The following is a 17,646-nucleotide window of genomic DNA, read 5'->3' as shown; positions in this document are numbered from 1 at the left end:
GGGAAATGAAAAAAGGCTGTTTCTCGCTAAAGAAACAGCCTTTTTGTATGTCGTTATGGACAGAAGAATTAGTCGTCTTCTCTGTAACGGAAATTCAATTTCCCTTCCAAGAATTCCTCTGTAGCAACTACTGTAGGTTTTGGTTGGCGTTCGTAGAACTTAGAGATCTCGATCTGCTCACGGTTCTCCATTACCTCTTCCAAATTGTCAACAGTAGAAGCAAACTCAGCCAACTTTGTAGTCAACTCTTCTTTCTGACGAGCTGCCAACTGACGGGCACGTTTACCAATCACTGCAATTGATTTGTACAAGTTGCCGGTTGGCTCGATCATTTTATTTAGATCGCGGGTTACAATGCTAGACTTGATAACTTTTTTCATTATGAGTTTTTATTCTTGGCTATTTTTTCCAATTGAACTAAAGCATCTGAGTACAGCTTTTCAGCGGATTTCAAATACGTGCTTTCAGGATATTTATCAATAAAACCTTCATAAAGTTTGACGGTGGTTTGATAACGTTCTTCCTTCTTATTATAAGTACTTACATCGGCCAAAGTATGACTTGACTCCAGGCGAAGGTAAGCAATTTCTTCATTGTACTTAGAGTCAGGGTAATCCTTGCGGAAATTCTCGAAAGCAACCATAGCGGCTTTCCATCTTCTAAGCTGATAATATTGTTTGGCGATCAAATAAGACTTTGAAGCCAGTTTATCCTGAAGGTCATCAATAATTTTTGTGGCCTCAGGAGCGTATTTACTGTCAGGGTATCGGTTCAAAAAGCCTTGCAGGGCTGATATCGCTTCGCGGGTACTTGACTGGTCAAGTTCTTCCCGAGGCGATTCTTCTTTCAAAGAATAAGCCGACATATACATTGCTTCTTCTGCTTTATCACTCCTTGAATAGGTTTGATAAAAGTTTTTAAAGTAATGTGAGCTCATGGTATATTGCTTTTGGTTGTAACAACCATAAGCGTATTTAAACTGCATGTCTTCGGCCTCTTCAGTACCGCGCATTGCAGGCATAATTTGCTCAAAAAGGTTATTGGCCTTATACCATTTTTCATTTTGGTACAAATCCATGGCTACCTGATATTTGTATTCGTTATCAGTACTCTTTTGAGCCTTACGATATTCTGTTGCACAACTGCTCAGCAGAGGAATCATCATTACTCCGATCAGCAATTTGAGTTTGTTTTTATGCATAAGGGTGCAAATATACTCAGTATCAATAAATAAGACAAAAGGTAATGCAATAAAATTAAAAAATGCTACACTATCCTTACTCAAAAGTATAAAGACCCTTTATAATAAGAAAGAAATTTAACGTTGTACTACAATTTTTCGAGTGGATTTACTTTGCCCTTCGATGATCAGGCTATAAAAATAGACGCCTTCCTTATAATTAGTAGCGTCAATTTTCACTTTTCGGTCCAGTGGACTGAGTTTGATCTCATCGACAAAGTTGCCGAGGATATTATGGATGACAATTTTGGCATCGGTGTTTGTAATGACTTCGTAGGTGAGCCAGGCGTAATTTACAATTGGGTTGGGATAAATACCGCCGACAGTCAGGGACTCATCTTTAAAAATGAGGTTTGGGGCACTTGATTTGACATCCACGGAAATCTCTTCTTCGATGGCTTCCATGGTGGAAAGATCGGTAATGGTCAGGGTGAAAATCCTGTTTTCTGTCCCCCCTTTGCAGGTAATGCGCATGAGCAGGTCGCTGACTTTCTCATGTGCTTTAAGTTCGAGGGAAATTTTTCCTGTTTCAATGGCATGGTCACCGTGTAAGATCACGGAACGGTCTTGCATTTCAATCATCTCTGATTGCCACTCGACCAATACTTTGGTGGGGTAATCAAAATCGTTGTATAAAGTTACTGGAATTTCGAAGGGGGTGTCTTCAGATGCGGTGAAACTGTATTCATCCATCTCAAGAATAATACCCTGTGCATGTCCCAGAAATTTAAGTGAAAAGAAGAAGATAAAAAGTAAAATATTTTTCATGCGGTAGTCATCAAGGAGTAAGCGGTCATCTCATATTTAATATACCGATGTTTGTGCTATATTGTTGAAAACCTGATCATTATTTTCTTTATTCTTGTCCCATATCGGAATGATCCTCCTGCTATTTTTTGAATTTCTTAATGTCAGGGTCAAAAAAAAGGGCTGTTACATGGTGCGATTCTTAATACCAGGACCACAAATACCATTTATTCACGGCTTATTTTCCGAGAAAAAAGCAATGGCATAAAGGCTGATTGCCTGATACAGCAATGCCCATGGAGTAACCGCCCTTTTCTAAATATTTTTGGGCAATTGATTATGCCTTACTTTGGTGTAAGTGCACATCCATTTGTGGGAAAGGGATAGAGATACCTTTGGCGTTGAAAGTATCGTAAACTTTTTTGTTGATATCGAAGTGCACTGGCCAGTAATTTTCACTTTTTACCCAGGCGCGTACCACAATATTCACGGAGCTGTCCCCCATTTCACTTAGCGCAATAAAATGCTCAGGAGCAGGTAACAGGCGAGATTCTTCGGCGAGCACTTCTTTGAGTAAGTCCATCGCTTTTGCCAGGTCGTCGCCGTAGCCAATCCCGAAAGTCCAGTCGAGTCGTCGTGTTGATTCTGTGCTGTAATTGATCAGCGAATTGTTTGAAAGCGGACCATTGGGTACAAAAATGGTTTTGTTGTCGGGGGTTTTGAGGATGGTTACAAAGATCTGAATGGCTTTCACAGTTCCTGAATGTCCTTGTGCTTCAATGAAATCTCCAATTTTAAAAGGCTTGAAGATGAGCAGCATCACACCGCCAGCAAAATTTTGCAAGGTGCCACTGAGGGCCATGCCAATGGCTAAACCTGCGGCCCCTAAAATGGCGACAAAGGAGGTCATTTCTATTCCCAGTGTTCCCAGTGCAGAGAGCACAACGAGTACTTTTAAGATGGCATTGAACAAGGAAGAAAGAAAAGGCTGAAGGTTTTCATCAAACTTTTTCTTGTCCATCATCTTTTGGAAGAAGTGGGTAAGATAGCTGGTCAGCCACAGGCCGATGATTAAAATAAATAGGGCTCCGATCAGTTTGGGGCCATAAGTGAGGATAAAGTCAATGATATGATCTTGATAAGAGGCTAAGTTTTCCATAAAGGTGAAATTTAAAGTAATGATTTAATGATAAAATTTTGTAAATGAATTTTTGGTATATTTCGTTGTGTTATCTTAACGAAAGTCCATTATTTTTAAAGTTAATTTTAGATAGATTATGAGAAATAAGTGTTATCAACTCTTTATAGCCCTCGGCTTAATGGCCATGATGGCCTCTTGTACGCAAGAAACACAGAATCGCATCGGGCGGTCTATTCAGAATTGGACAGGCACCAATGGGGTCTTGGAGGTTTACTCTGGAGGGAAACTGGTGCGCAGGTTTATTAAAATCGATAAACTGTCAACAGCAACAGGTACCAAAAGTAGCGACACCCATCGGCCGTACCGCTTTGGTTACGGTTACCTGGATCTGAATATGAACGGTAAGGTTGATAAGGGAGAGGAGAAAGTGTATTTTGAAATCAGTGATTACTCGACAGAATACCTTTTCTTTGAACAGCCTAAAGGTAATATTTAAACAGGATTAAGCATAGATTTTTTTTAGTCATGAAAAAAGTAATTGAAACTAAAGCTGCCCCCGCTCCTATTGGGCCTTATAATCAGGCCATTTTGGCGGGTAACACCCTGTATGTTTCGGGGCAAATTCCTATAAACCCCGAAAACGGGGAGGTTATCAGCACTTCTATTGAAGCGCAAACGCATCAGGTAATGAAAAACCTGAAAGCGATTTTGGCTGCTGCTGGGATGAACTTTGAGCATGTGGTCAAGTGCAGCATCTTTGTAAAGAATATGGCAGACTTTGCTAAAGTGAACGATGTTTATGGCACCTATTTCGACCTGATGGCCCCTGCCCGTGAAACCGTGGAGGTCGCTGAGCTGCCCAAAAGTGTCGATGTCGAAATTTCCTGTATTGCTGTCATATAAAACCACCTCCTCAATTTATGCCTGTCTTTCCTGTCTATAAAGAAACCATCGTGCTGCCTTTTTCGGCTTCTATAGCTGCGGCTATGCTTTACACTAAAGTGAGGCAAGACCGACAGCAGGAAAAACAGGAATTTAACGGAGTACTTTCTGATCATGGTTTTCGCATTTCCGAAAGCGGCCCGTTGATGGATAATTTCCGTCCGCTGGTAATTGGGGAGATCGTCCCCACCTCTATGGGCTGTATTGTCTTTGTGAAATACAGGTTGTTTCCTACCACTGTTGGTTTTATGTGGTTCTGGATGGTTTTCGGCTTGTGCTGCACTGCTTTTTTACTTTTTCTGCATAAAGGCTGGATCGCTGCGCTGCCTGTGCTTGCCATCATGGTCAATTACTGGGTATGTGTAGAGAATTTTAACCGCAACACCCGAACCTCACGGGCAAAATTGCACCAAGTATGGGCGTATTGATCAGGGTAATTTTATAATCAACAAGGGATTAACATCAATTATTGTTAAATTTATACCTCTACCCGTTTTTCGGGATTAGAATAGTTTTAGAATTGATGAGCGGTGCTATTATTTTAGGCAGAATGTCCCATATTAAGGAGGACAATCTATGGGCTGAAGCACACAACTTCGTCATCAATTTTATTGGGCAGCAATTAATATTTACAGATAACTAACGAACAAAATGGGAATTAAAAAATGGGCCCCTTTCTTAGGGCTTGGCATGATGGCATTCGCCTGTAACAATGCTGATAACGCCACAACAGTACTTCAGGGTAAATTGACTGGGGAAAAGGTAGAAAATGTTGATTCTGTTTATCTTCTTAAGCGTGGGGAATCTTCTTATATCCGCGAAGCGGCAAGTGCAGTGAAAGATGGTGCTTTTGCCATTAAGGAAGCCAACCTTGCCAACGGCTCCTATTACATTCAGGCCCCAACAGACGGTACTTTTGGAACACGCAAGCCAACAGTGATGATGTTCTATAAAAAAGGTGACGTGGTAACTGCCGACATTAACCTGGATGCTTTTGCTGATGCAAAAATTACCGGTAATGAAGGTTCTGAGCAGGCGGTTTACAGCGCATTCCAAAATGGTGAAGAGGAATTTCAGACGAAAATGCGTGCAATGGGTGAGGAATACCGCCGTATTAGCTCTGAGGCCAAAGATGGTAAACTGACAGCAGAACAAGAGGCACAGCTGAAGAAAATTGAAACCGATTATGAAGCTTTAAATAAGCAGTATTCGGATTATACCATGAGCTTCATTAAAGAGCACAACACTTCTATTGTGTCTGCTGATCTTTTGGCGCAACAAGCCCCTGGACTGAAAACAGAACAATTGAAAAGTGGTTTGGACCTTTTACAGGGTGCGGCGACTGAAACAGAAGTTTATCAGCGAATGACTGAACGCTACAATACCCTTAACGCAACTGCAGAAGGACAGCCTGTACTGAATTTTACAATGCAGACTCCTGAAGGCAAAGAATTCTCTACGGAGGCACTTCAGGGTAAGGTATTTATGATCGACTTCTGGGCGTCATGGTGTGGACCTTGCCGCAAGGAGAATCCAAATGTTGTGAAGATGTACAATGAATACCATAAGCAAGGCTTTGAGATTGTCGGTGTTTCTTTGGATAACAAAAAAGAAAACTGGGAGAAAGCCATTACTAAGGATAAACTGACTTGGCACCATGTTTCTGACCTTAAAGGCTGGAAAAATGAGGTAGCACAGAAATACGGCATCAACTCTATCCCTGCAACTGTATTGGTGGATGCGAGTGGTAAAATTGTCGCACGTAACCTTCGTGGTGAAGAACTCGAAGCGAAAGTGAAAGAATTGATGGCTGCGAAATAAGCCTGATAATATCTTATTTTAAGAAGTAAGCATGAAACCTCTGCCGTTATGGTGGAGGTTTTTTTTGTGCGTTTAGGCAATGAACTTACACATAATCTTTAATCACTTCTGCAGTACTCCAAATTTTCGTTTCGAATTTGATGTTTTATTTAAATAGAACTTATCACACAATAATTTAATTGTATATTAACATTCAAGACTACATGGTATTTATATCCTTCCAACTCAAAAATATTAATCACTAACTAACGAATGATGGGAATTAAAAAATGGGCTTTCGTAATTGGGCTAAGTATTATAGCTGCTGCATGTGATAGTGGCGCAAACGAACAAGCATTGCTTCAAGGAAAATTGACTGGAGAAGAAGCGACATCAGTGGATTCAGTTTACCTTTTGAACAGAAAAGAAGATTCATCCTATGAGCGTATCGCAGCAACTGCAGTTGCGAAAGATGGAACTTTCAGCTTGAATGCGACTCCTAAAGATGGCATGTACTATGTGCAGGCACCAACTGATGGGAATTTTGGATCAGATAAACCTTATGTGGTAGTTTACTATAGAAAGGGAGATAAATTGACAGGCACCTTTAATATGGCTGATTTTGCAAAGACCATCGTTGAAGGTTCTGAGGGTTCTGAACAATCTATGAGTGTGGTTTATGAAAAGGGCACCAAAGAGTTTATCAGTCGGTCTATGGAGTTGAGGGATGAGTATCGTTTGATTCAATCCGAAATAAAAAATGGTAAGCCGACTGCTGAACAGCAGGCTAAATTGGATGAAAACGACAAGAATTTTGAGGCGGTTAACAATGAAGGCAAGACTTATGATATTGAATTCCTCAAACAGCACCCTTCTGCTTTGGTCTCTGTTGAAGTATTGGCAGGTCTGTCATACACTATAAGTACTGATGAGTTGAGAGCAGGTTTGGATCAATTGACAGGAATAGCGAAAGCGTCAGATTCCTATGCACGCTTAGAGAAACGTTACAATAGTATGGTTAAAACAGCGGAGGGGCAAGCCGTAGTTGACTTTACGATGAAAACACCTGAAGGAAAAGATTTTTCTACGGCATCTCTTAAGAGTAAAGTATTTTTGATAGATTTTTGGGCTTCATGGTGTGGTCCATGTCGTCAGGAGAACCCACATGTTATTAAGATGTACAAGGAGTTACACCAAAAAGGCTTTGAAGTTGTTGGGGTTTCTTTAGATAGTAAGCAAGAAAGCTGGGAGAAAGCAATTGCTAAAGATGGCTTGACTTGGCATCAAGTTTCTGATTTGAAAGGATGGCGAAACGAAGCTGCTCAGCTGTACAATGTGAACTTTATCCCTGAAACGGTTTTAGTGGACCGTGAGGGAAAAATCGTTGCTCGTGGATTGCGCGGTGAAGAGTTGGAAGCAAAAGTAAAAGAAGTTTTGGCTGCGAAATAAGCCTGATAATATCTTATTTTAAGAAGTAAGCATGAAACCTCTGCCGTTATGGTGGAGGTTTTTTTGTGTTTTATAATGAATAAATATTCATGTCAGTTAATTTTTAATGTAGCCATGCTTTAAAACGGTTTTTTTTGCGATTATTTTTCTTAGAAACATTGAGGTAAAACAAGATATGTTAACATAGTTTTACCTCGGCAACTGATTGTTTGTTAGTGGGTTTTGATTTTTTGTTTATCTATATATTGTCTCTTTTTGGAGTATTGTTACCTAAAGATTAAGAAGCTGGTCGTTTAATTGATTTTAGGGTAAAATTAAAGACACCTTAAATTCTTTTTTGGTCGTTTACTTTGCATCACAAAGAAATAGAAACGACTCAATAATTACGATGAAAAGGTTATTCGCATTTTGCTTTATATTCTCATACTTCGCATCCTTAGGTTTGGCAGAAGGACTTGACAAAGAAAAGAAGTCAGAGGAGAAAGGAACTCAGATAGTTTTGGGACATAAAGACAAAACGTTTTACTTCGATGCTCCATGGGATCACGAAGAAGAGGAGGCGGAGTCAGCAACAGGCTTACAATCATTGATCAATACCAGCCAGGCAGCAAGCTGGACGAATAAAATTAAGGTATCAGGTTATGCGCAGATGCGTTACAATGATCTTTACAAGACCAACCCTGATATGGAGTGTGAGCAGTGTGATGGTACTTATGGAGGGATGAAAGGAATGTCATTCCGTCGTATCCGTATCAAGTTTTCGGGTTATATCCATGAGCGTGTTTACTTCTATATTCAGCCGGATTTTGCGGGTGGAGACAGCAACACTGCCAATTTGAAAGATGCTTACTTCGATTTGATGTTCACTAAAGACCGTCGTTTCAGATTGCGTTTGGGGCAGTCAAAAGTGCCTTATGGTTTCGAAAATATGCAGTCTTCTCAGAACCGTCTTTCATTGGATCGTAATGATGCGATCAACTCGGCATTGAAAAACGAGCGTGATTTGATGGCAGTATTCTACTATACACCGGCAGTCGTTCAGAAGCGTTTCAGCAAATTGAAAAATCAGCAATTGAAAGGTTCTGGTAACTATGGTATGTTGGCTTTGGGTGCTTTCCAGGGACAGACGGCCAACAATGCGGATCAGAACTCAAACAAACACATCGTTGCCCGTGCGACTTATCCATTTGAATTGAAAAACGGACAGCTTTTCGAGGTAGGTTTGCAAGGATATAGCGGTAAATATGTGACTACAAAAGTTACTGAGGGTGTCATGGCCGAGGTGACTGGTGAGAACGGTAACAAAGAAATGATCTCAGCCAATGGTGTTGAGTGGGACGATAGCCGTGTGGCAGCATCATTTATCTGGTATGCGATGCCTTTCGGTTTTCAAACAGAATATAACGTGGGGGTAGGTCCTGAGTATGATCCTGCAACCAACACGATCAAAGAAAAAACATTGCACGGTGGTTACGCACAGATGTCTTACCGTGTAGAGGCAGGTAAACAATTGATTTTGCCATTCGCCCGCTACACACAATACAAAGGGGGTAAGAAATTCGAAACCGATGCGCGTGCTTACGATATGCAAGAATTGGAATTTGGCTTCGAGTGGCAGCCAAATCCAGCTTTCGAATTGGTAGCCTTGTATGCTTTCGCTGATCGTACTTATTTGGATTCAGAGAACAGAAACAACCACCAAAAAGGACAGTTGATTCGCCTTCAGGCACAGATCAACTTCTAAGAAATCAAACCTTACATCAACCAAAAACGGCGGCCTTCAAGCAAGAAGGTCGCCGTTTTATTTTATGTTTGTATAATTCAAGAATGAACCATAAGAGCGAGCGCGAGACTCTGTCTCATGATCGTTTTTATGACCTACTATCACGAGACAGAGTCTCGCGATAATTTGGAGCTGTACGGATGCACCTAATGTCATTAAGTTAAGCACCTTACCCCGTAGAGACGTTATTTTTAACGTCTAACACAACGCTGATTTCTCTTGGATTAATTCAAATGGTTACGTGAGACATAATGAATTATGCCTTTACATGCATTTCAAATTTACACCTGAGTCAGCCCAAAATCCTTAACTTAATGACATTGCGGATGCACCTATGTGTGTATCCAACCCACCAAAATTTATGATGATTCGGGCAGACACACAGGTCAGCCCCCTACAGTGACCAAATAAAATTTTGTGGGGCAAAATTAATTTACGGTTATGCAACGGCCCCCGATAGCTTGGAAGACATTAAGCATAACGTCTGTGCAAATTTATTTCAACATCACTTTTTTGAATACATCCCAAATCGTGATGCCCATACTTACCGAAATATTCAGTGAGTGTTTGGTGCCAAACTGAGGGATTTCCAAAACGCCGTCCACAGCTTCCACCACTTCCTCGTCCACACCAAAGACCTCGTTACCGTAAACCAAAGCATATTTCTTTCCTTCTTCGGCTTCGAAGTTCTGCAATTTGATGCTTTCATCAACTTGCTCAACCGCCAATACTGTGTAGCCATCAGCCTGTAATTGTTTAACCAGCGGCAGGGTTTCTGGCACGTGTGCCCAGGCGACAGACTCCGTCGCTCCGAGTGCTGTTTTATTGATGTCGCGGTGTGGAGGTTGCCCCGTAATACCACAGAGGTAGAGCTTTTCAATGGCGAAAGCATCAGAAGTACGAAAGGCAGAGCCTACGTTGTTCAGGCTTCGGACATTATCCAGAACAATTACGATCGGGCTTTTTTCTGCCGATTTGAATTCCTCAACAGTTGGGCGCCCCAACTCTTCCATAGAAAGCTTTTTCATGCTTGATATATTTTCTTAGTCTTGTTATCTGATTTAAAGGCACAAAGCTAATGGCTTTGTTGTTGATCTGCAAAAAGGAGACCAAGGCACAAGTAGTGCGGCAGTATCCCCTTTCTGAAAATGATCAGGAAACCACGGGCTGTTTTTGCAGAATGGCTTTGGCCAGTCGAATTTTGTGGAAATCGAGTGCCCCATTAAGGTGGTCAAAAATTTCACGGATAGAAGCCCCAAAAGACCGCTCCTGAAATGCTTTTTTGGCCATCTCCAGCTCCTGGTCACCTACATATTTTTCCAGGGGAATGTCATAACCAATCGCGTAAAGGTCTGCGAGGTGAGAGTAGATCGTTACCACATTCAGCCCACGCGCCAGCGCAATCTCTTCAGGCTGCAAGCCTTTCTGGAAAGACTCCCAGGTGAGGATTTTAGTGTTGGTCGTCTTGGATTTGCCACCCTGCCCGAACGAGTGAATCTGCTTCAGAAATGCCTGCCCATATTGTGCGAGTTTACGCTCTCCCACTCCACTGATCTGCAAAAGCTGATCTTCATCCTGAGGCATCTCTTTTGCCATATCCAGTAAAGTCTTGTCAGAAAATACCAAATATGGAGGCAAATCGTTTTGTGTGGCAATCTGCTTACGCAGCAGGCGAAGGGCATCGAACAACTGCTGATTGACCACTGCATTGGTGGCGGGTTTCGGGCTGCTTTCCTGAACTTTTTGAGCCACACGGTGCTGGAGGGCTACTTTTTCCTGCTGAAAAAGCACCTGCTCACTTTTTGGGGTCAGCCGAAGCTGAAAATTAGCCTCATAGGCAATATCAAGGTAACCCATATTCATTAACTGGTGAACATAGCTGTGCCAGTGCGCAAAAGGGATTTCCTGCCCTATTCCAAAAGTTTTAAGCTGATGCCACCCTTGCTGCTGAATGGTAGTATTATTGTTCCCCCGCAGAATATCGACGATATCCTGTGCCGATGCCATTTGCTGACAACGATACACTGCCGAGAGGATCTTCTGTGCCGTAACAGTACCATCCACCGTTTTTGGAGGCGTTTTACAAACGTCGCACTGCCCACAATTCTGCTGCAGCTCTTCACCAAAATAATTCAGCAGTACTTTCCTGCGGCAAATATGCGCTTCAGTAAAATGTTTCAAACGGTCGAGCTTCGCTTCCTGCAACTGTCGTCGGTCTTCAGGCAGGTTAAGTAACATTTGCTGCTGCCGGATTACATCGGCATAAGTATAAAAGAGCAATGCGTGTGCATTCAGGCCATCTCTTCCGCCACGACCAATCTCTTGATAATAGCTTTCAATATTCTTCGGGAGGTTGTAATGTACCACCCACCGTACATTGGATTTATCGATGCCCATCCCAAACGCAATGGTAGCCACCACCACCTGAATTTTATCGCGGAGGAAATCGGCCTGTGTTTTTTGTCGCTCGGCATGCGGAATTTCAGCATGGTACGGGCGCGCAATAATTCCCTCTTTACGTAGCTTGTAAGCCAGGTCTTCTGTTGATTTTCGACTGAGGCAGTAGATAATCCCCGCCTGATTCGGGCGCTTTGAAAGAAAGGAAAGCAGCTGCTTTTTTCTGTTTTCAGCAGGCACCACCTGAAGAAAAATATTGGGGCGATCGAAGGAAGAAATGAAGGTTTTGGCCTCCTTTATGCGTAACTGGTGAAGAATATCCCGACGGGTGAGCTTGTCGGCCGTAGCGGTAAGGGCAATAATAGGCACCTCAGGGAAGACGTGTTTGAGTACATACAACTTGCTGTATTCTGGTCGGAAATCATGCCCCCAAAAAGAAATACAGTGTGCTTCATCGATTGCAAACAGATTGATTTTTACATGCTTCAGGAAATCAAAAAACTGCTGGGAAAGTAACTTCTCAGGGGAAACGTAAAGCAAGTGCAATTGCCCCGAACGCGCCTGATCTTCAATGATTTTTTGCTCCTGAAAACCAACCCCACGATGCAAACAGGCTGCTGCCACCCCGTTACGTTTAAGCCCTTCCACCTGATCTTCCATCAGGGCGATCAATGGAGAGATGACAATACAGGTGCCTTCCATTACAATCGCAGGAACCTGAAAGCACATCGATTTTCCGCCACCAGTGGGCATCAGTACCATGCTGTCCTGTTGCTTGAGCACATTTGTGATGACCTCCTGCTGTAAAGGGCGGAAGCTTTCGTAACCAAAATAATTTTTTAATACGGTATGCGCTTGCGTTAGCGGATCTCCCACACGGTTCGTCATTGAATTATCGCTGTTGAATGCTTTGCTATAGAAAATAATACCGGCAAATTACTGGCATTGTGGGCATTTACCCATCACCAACAGACTGATTTCCTCAATGGAATAGTTGGGGGCAAGCTTAATGTCCGGTACTTCTGTTTCTTCCAAACATCGTACCTTTCCGCAGGAGGTACATTTAAAGTGCACATGATTGTGGTGGTGCTGTTGCTTTCCGCAGCCATCAGAACAAGTGGCATAACGCGCCGCGCCGCCATCATCAATAACCCGATGAATAAGCCCCGACTCCTCGAAAGTGCTGAGGGTACGATACAGGGTTACCCGATCATAGTTGTCAGAGAGCATCGCCTCAATTTCCGGGTGCGACAAAGCCTCCGAGCTGCTTTTGAACAGTTTGAGCATATCCCGGCGACAGTCAGTGTAGCGTAGCCCGTGTTTTTTAAGGGTGTCTTTGATCTCCTGCATTGTGATTGAAAAAGGACTTAAAATGGTCGTTCAGTGGCAATTTACCGATAATATTAGGCCTTTACAAATGGACAGGAATACAAAAGGCTGTTGCTTAATAGGCACTTCTTCATTGATGACCAGCTTTTCTTTCTTTATTCTTATCAGGAAATTCCCAAATGAGGATTGAAAGAATTTTTAGTAACAGACCAGGCATGCACTCCATGGGAAAAATGAAGAATAGTCAATGATTACCTGGTCGTCTTCCATCAAAATAGTGCTCTAATACCTGAATACTGAACGATAATCTGTGGGCAATAAAAAATCAGAAGGTATTTACGGGTCGGGTCAATAGTGTTATGCAACAGCCGATTATAATAGGGGTTGTTTGAGTGATCGTTATTTCAATGCACTGTCCAGGTCATCCAGTAAATCTTCAATGTCCTCAATTCCAACGCTTAGCCGGATCAGGCTATTGACAATCCCTACCTTCTCCCGTTGCTCCTCAGGGATGGAGGCGTGGGTCATGGAGGCGGGGTGCCCAGCGAGCGATTCCACCCCTCCCAGCGACTCCGCAAGGGCAAAGAACCGGAATTGCTGTAACACTTTGGTGGCGGCCTCTTGGGTGTTGTCTTTCAGGCTGAAGGAGATCATCCCGCCATAATCCCGCATCTGGGCATTGGCCACGGCATGGTTGGGGTGTTCCTGAAACCCTGGCCAGTAAACCTTATCCACCCTGGGGTGCTGTTTCAAAAACTGCGCAACCTGTTTGCCATTGTCGCAGTGCCGTTCCATCCGGAGTGCCAGGGTTTTAATGCCCCTGAGGACCAAAAAACAATCCTGAGGGCCCGGCACCGCACCGCAGGCATTTTGAATAAATGCGAGCCTTTCCGCAAGATCATCATCATTAACAACCACTGCCCCCATAATTACATCGGAATGGCCACCGAGATATTTGGTGGCAGAGTGCACGACAATATCGGCATGGTACTTCAATGGTTGCTGGAGGAAAGGAGTGGCAAAGGTATTGTCTACGGCCATCAGAAGGCCATTTTTTCGCGCCAATTGCCCCATAACCTTCAGGTCAATAATGTTCATCATCGGGTTGGTGGGGGTTTCCACCCAGATCATTTTGGTATTCGGGTTGATCATTTCTTCCACCTTGCTGATGTTCTGCATGGCTACAAAATGAAACTTGATCCCGAGCGGTTCAAAGATTTTTTTGAAGAGGCGATAACTGCCGCCATAAAGGTCGTCGGAAGAGATGACCTCATCGCCAGGTTGCAGGAGTTTAATGACGGCATCTATGGCGGCAAGGCCTGAGGCGAAGCACAATCCATGCTGGCCATTTTCCAGGGCCGCCAGGTTTTTCTGAAGGGCATCTCTTGTGGGGTTCTGACTTCTGGAGTATTCATAGCCCTGATGTTCCCCTGGTGCTGATTGCACATAAGTGGAGGTCTGATAGATCGGGGGCATGATTGCGCCAGTGCTTGGGTCAGGTTTTTGACCGCCGTGAATCGTTTTAGTGGCAAATTTCATGGGCGAAGGGAAGAAAAATTCGTATAAATCAATAAATGTTTAAATTGTATTACGTTGATCAGCGCATGTACTATATTTAAGCTAAATTTCTGCGGTGTCTTTTCTGAATACGAGTGTGTCGGATCAACCGTTGAAGGATCAAAAAAACATTAACCCTAATCAGCCTACACTTCCCTATGAAAAAGCATCTTTCCACTGTTCTTTTCAGCTGTTTACTTCTTTGCTTTTCAGCTTGTGCCCCAACAGTGATTATTGAAACAAAAACACCTGTTAAGTCCTCCCTGAAATCACCACAAATGGTTGTGGTTTATGATGGGGAGCAATCGCTGGACTGGGTGGTTTCATTTGAGGAACGGATTGCCCGCGCTTTGCCTGGGCATCTTAATGCCATTTCGATGCGTAAAGTTTTGGTGGATCCCCACGCTACTGTTGATGAGCACGTGAAGTCGTTGCAGTCTAAAGGAATGACGACCGTACTGTTGGTGAAGCTGGTTAAAAAACCGCAGGATATGATCCTGAGCAATGATGAAGATGGTGGCAGTATCCGTGGTCGGCAGCATTTGGATGAATCCACGACCAAGACAATGGAAGATGCAGTGGTACTTCGTGCGGAATTATACGATTTGGCTACGCGCCGCTTGATGTACAATTGCCTTTCGAAAACATCTCAAAAGCACCCAACACTGGCCACGGGCAGCAGTTTTGGCAAAGCGATTGGGAAAAACCTTAAAAAAGAAGGGCTCCTTTGATCGGTTAATGGTCAAAATCAGCAATAAGAATAATCAACCTAAAAATACCTTATTATGAAAATGAATTACGCTCTATTGCTCATGGCAATACTGTTCAGTGCGTGTACGAAAACACTTGTTACGCAATCTGATAAACTTACTGATGAAGGACTGGAGGGAAAGCAAAAGATGGCCATTGTATATATGGGTGATCGCGATCCTGCTATAGAATATCTTTTTGAAAACTCGGTAGCAAAGGGTTTGCCCTCAAAGTTTAAGGCAATTTCGGCGCGGGAGCTGATTAAGGACACGACGGGAACGGTGGCAGATAACCTGAAAATATTACAGGACAATGGGGTTACCTCTTTATTGGTGGTGCAATTGGTAGATTTTTCTGTGGATACAGTGCAGTCACAGGTGGCTCAAAGCAATACCCCGAGCTTGCTCGAAGATCACTCCATGGGCTTTTACGGACATCAGTATTACGGAGTAGACGGTAGCACACAGGTCCGTGAAAAGAGCATTTCAGAATCTTTCGATAAATCCCGTCCGTTTACGGTTTCTGTTAAACGTGTGGTGCGTTTGCAGGGAGATATTTATGATGTCGCTTCGAGGGACCGTATCTATAATTGCCGAACTTCTATAGAGAACCCTCAAAGTGTGAAGGCACTCGGGAAGAGTTTTGGTAAAGCTGTTGGAAAAGATGCCAAAGAAAAACAAGCGTATTAAGGCATCATAAAAGAGGCTGTTAGTGCCTCTATATTTATTATGAGTGATTGATGAGCAGTGATGGACGATGGGCAGGTTTTATACTTCAGACCATCGATCACGGCTCATCCGTCACTTTTTTCCTGTTTTCGCCATCGGGACACCCAAGTCAAAAATTGAATAATTCCGCTAATTTTACCTGCTCTGGTTGCAACAAAAGTACTTTGTTTATTTTGCTGCCATCTGACAGTGGAACTTGAATTTCATAAATGCTTCGAGCAATTTTGATTGCCTGTTCAGGACTTAGCCCTGCCTCTTTAATATTGAGCTGTCTCTCCAACTCTTTATGTACCTTATATGCAACAAAGGAAATGCAGATATGACTCTCAATTCTTTTTTGAATCCGATGGAATATAGGTCTAATTTTTAAGTCTGTCTTCGAGATACGAAAAGCTTTTTCAATTTTCCATAGTTCTCCATAATTGGCAATGATTTCATCAGAATTACCCTCTACGTTCGTTAAATAGCCTTTTAGGCCATCCCATTTACCATCTTCCTTGAACTTCTCTTCATCTAACTGCACCTTTACCTCGCCATCAAGTTTTAAATATTTGTTATAGCCTCTGTTATTGATATTGGACTTTGTAAGCTTACCTGATGCAATATTCTTCTTGAGTTTATCAAGCCCTTTTTGTCTGTTTTTACCATCCTTTTTGGCTCTTTTGTCAGAATATGTAATAATCAGCCTTAATCCATCAGGTTGAGCTATTTCAGCAGACTCTCCATTACCCAAAGTCAAGTTTAATATTTGGTCTTTGACTTCTTTGTTCATGTTCTTAATTCTTGCTCCGAGAATAAATCCATAGCCTTTATTAAGTAGTTCTTTTACATTTTTATTAGACATGAGCCCTGAATCAGCAACAACTACCAACTTGGTAATATTATATTTGTTGCAGAACTCATCCACGATAGGCAACATGGTATGCCCTTCAAACTTATTACCTTCAAATATTTCGTAAGCAAGTGGATAGCCTCCTCTACTAACCAATAAGCCCAGTACAATTTGCGGATTTTGATGTTTCCCCTCTTTTGAAAAGCCTGTTTTTCTTAAATCATCTTGATGATCTGTTTCAAAATAAAGAGTGGTTACATCATAAAATGCAATATTCACCTCGCCTTCTAAAACTTGTTTTGAGTGTTCGAAGCTAAGATGTTGTAATATCTCTTTATACTCAGAATGAACTTTATCCATTAGCCTGTAAACAGTATTGACAGACACATTCATTCCATGATTTAACGACCAATGCTCTGTCGTCGCAAGCTTGCTTACAGGGTATTCGATGCGAGAAAATACCAATCTTCGAAATAAGAGATCACCGACAAGATTAAAGCCTATTTCGTCATAAATGGAATTTAGCAGAAGATCAATGCCAACTGATTTGACTTGATCTATTTTGTCAAGGACCTGTTGAGTTTCGGTTCTTTGATTATCGAAATTAATGACAACCTGACCAGTCTGACCATGAATCCATCGATTTGCTTCATTTTTAAGTGCTAAAATCTCGTTTGGGTCAGCCGATGAGCCAAAAGTCTTAACAACTTTGTACTTTTTTGAGGATTTATAGATGACTTGGACACTGATGCTACCACTTTTATTGAGTTTTTCACGCACAAACATGCCTTAAATTAGGCAAAATTTAGAAACGGGACACCCACTTTTGACCTATTTTTATTGTAATCGATTGATTTTTAGGATGTAGCGAAAATCAGCCAAAAAAGGTGGCGAAGACAGGACGGCTCATTCATCACTTTTTTTGTTTTTCAGCGGATTTATGATGCCGCC

At 42.4% G+C, this 17,646-nt stretch carries 17 protein-coding genes; 8 read left to right on the top strand and 9 right to left on the bottom strand.

Features of this window, described 5'->3' with window-relative positions:
* Positions 1 to 68: 68 nt before the first annotated feature.
* From AABK40_RS13745 to AABK40_RS13730, 4 genes are all read right to left on the bottom strand, one after another.
* Positions 69 to 332, bottom strand: a complete 264-nt coding sequence (locus AABK40_RS13745) for a DNA-directed RNA polymerase subunit omega (protein WP_332919426.1) — start codon at positions 330 to 332, stop codon at positions 69 to 71.
* Between the two features lie 47 nt (positions 333 to 379).
* Positions 380 to 1,201, bottom strand: coding sequence for an outer membrane protein assembly factor BamD (locus AABK40_RS13740; protein WP_332919427.1), 822 nt, complete (start codon positions 1,199 to 1,201; stop codon positions 380 to 382).
* A gap of 117 nt (positions 1,202 to 1,318) precedes the next feature.
* Complete coding sequence (locus tag AABK40_RS13735) at positions 1,319 to 2,008, bottom strand: T9SS type A sorting domain-containing protein (protein ID WP_332919428.1); 690 nt, start codon at positions 2,006 to 2,008, stop codon at positions 1,319 to 1,321.
* A gap of 316 nt (positions 2,009 to 2,324) precedes the next feature.
* Positions 2,325 to 3,146, bottom strand: a complete 822-nt coding sequence (locus AABK40_RS13730) for a mechanosensitive ion channel family protein (protein ID WP_332919429.1) — start codon at positions 3,144 to 3,146, stop codon at positions 2,325 to 2,327.
* Positions 3,147 to 3,264: 118 nt separating this feature from the next.
* Between AABK40_RS13730 and AABK40_RS13725 the strand changes: the two genes are divergently transcribed.
* The 6 genes from AABK40_RS13725 (at position 3,265) to AABK40_RS13700 (ending at position 9,063) form a co-directional block, all read left to right on the top strand.
* The gene (locus tag AABK40_RS13725; protein ID WP_332919430.1) at positions 3,265 to 3,624 is read left to right on the top strand and encodes a hypothetical protein; all 360 of its coding nucleotides are present in this window, start codon (positions 3,265 to 3,267) and stop codon (positions 3,622 to 3,624) included.
* A 29-nt stretch (positions 3,625 to 3,653) separates the two neighbouring features.
* Positions 3,654 to 4,031, top strand: a complete 378-nt coding sequence (locus AABK40_RS13720; protein WP_332919431.1) for a RidA family protein — start codon at positions 3,654 to 3,656, stop codon at positions 4,029 to 4,031.
* 17 nt (positions 4,032 to 4,048) lie between these two features.
* Positions 4,049 to 4,498, top strand: a complete 450-nt coding sequence (locus tag AABK40_RS13715) for a hypothetical protein (protein ID WP_338397312.1) — start codon at positions 4,049 to 4,051, stop codon at positions 4,496 to 4,498.
* A 223-nt stretch (positions 4,499 to 4,721) separates the two neighbouring features.
* Positions 4,722 to 5,891 (top strand): TlpA family protein disulfide reductase, encoded by a 1,170-nt coding sequence (locus tag AABK40_RS13710; protein ID WP_338397311.1) that lies wholly within the window; start codon positions 4,722 to 4,724, stop codon positions 5,889 to 5,891.
* Positions 5,892 to 6,143: 252 nt separating this feature from the next.
* Positions 6,144 to 7,319 (top strand): TlpA family protein disulfide reductase, encoded by a 1,176-nt coding sequence (locus AABK40_RS13705; protein WP_338397310.1) that lies wholly within the window; start codon positions 6,144 to 6,146, stop codon positions 7,317 to 7,319.
* Between the two features lie 388 nt (positions 7,320 to 7,707).
* The gene (locus tag AABK40_RS13700) at positions 7,708 to 9,063 is read left to right on the top strand and encodes a porin (protein ID WP_338397309.1); all 1,356 of its coding nucleotides are present in this window, start codon (positions 7,708 to 7,710) and stop codon (positions 9,061 to 9,063) included.
* 533 nt (positions 9,064 to 9,596) lie between these two features.
* Here AABK40_RS13700 and AABK40_RS13695 read toward each other — a convergent pair.
* The 4 genes from AABK40_RS13695 to AABK40_RS13680 all read right to left on the bottom strand — a co-directional run bounded on the left by AABK40_RS13695 (position 9,597) and on the right by AABK40_RS13680 (position 14,367).
* Complete coding sequence (locus tag AABK40_RS13695; protein WP_338397308.1) at positions 9,597 to 10,130, bottom strand: RNA methyltransferase; 534 nt, start codon at positions 10,128 to 10,130, stop codon at positions 9,597 to 9,599.
* A gap of 124 nt (positions 10,131 to 10,254) precedes the next feature.
* Positions 10,255 to 12,387 (bottom strand): DNA helicase RecQ, encoded by a 2,133-nt coding sequence (gene recQ, locus AABK40_RS13690; RefSeq protein ID WP_338397307.1) that lies wholly within the window; start codon positions 12,385 to 12,387, stop codon positions 10,255 to 10,257.
* 48 nt (positions 12,388 to 12,435) lie between these two features.
* Positions 12,436 to 12,849, bottom strand: coding sequence for a Fur family transcriptional regulator (locus AABK40_RS13685; protein ID WP_332919438.1), 414 nt, complete (start codon positions 12,847 to 12,849; stop codon positions 12,436 to 12,438).
* Positions 12,850 to 13,227: 378 nt separating this feature from the next.
* Positions 13,228 to 14,367 (bottom strand): cystathionine gamma-synthase, encoded by a 1,140-nt coding sequence (locus AABK40_RS13680; protein ID WP_338397306.1) that lies wholly within the window; start codon positions 14,365 to 14,367, stop codon positions 13,228 to 13,230.
* A 176-nt stretch (positions 14,368 to 14,543) separates the two neighbouring features.
* Here AABK40_RS13680 and AABK40_RS13675 point away from each other — a divergent pair, with 176 nt between their 5' ends.
* Positions 14,544 to 15,116 (top strand): hypothetical protein, encoded by a 573-nt coding sequence (locus tag AABK40_RS13675; protein WP_332919440.1) that lies wholly within the window; start codon positions 14,544 to 14,546, stop codon positions 15,114 to 15,116.
* A gap of 54 nt (positions 15,117 to 15,170) precedes the next feature.
* The gene (locus AABK40_RS13670) at positions 15,171 to 15,824 is read left to right on the top strand and encodes a hypothetical protein (RefSeq protein WP_338397305.1); all 654 of its coding nucleotides are present in this window, start codon (positions 15,171 to 15,173) and stop codon (positions 15,822 to 15,824) included.
* Positions 15,825 to 15,972: 148 nt separating this feature from the next.
* Here the strand turns inward: AABK40_RS13670 and AABK40_RS13665 are convergent, their stop codons facing one another.
* Complete coding sequence (locus AABK40_RS13665) at positions 15,973 to 17,481, bottom strand: IS1634 family transposase (protein WP_338397304.1); 1,509 nt, start codon at positions 17,479 to 17,481, stop codon at positions 15,973 to 15,975.
* Positions 17,482 to 17,646 lie beyond the last annotated feature (165 nt).

This window comes from Persicobacter psychrovividus (assembly GCF_036492425.1).
GTDB classification, from domain to species: domain Bacteria; phylum Bacteroidota; class Bacteroidia; order Cytophagales; family Cyclobacteriaceae; genus Persicobacter; species Persicobacter psychrovividus.
Note: the sequence above shows the minus strand (reverse complement) of the source record. Positions and strands in the feature narration are given on the sequence as shown.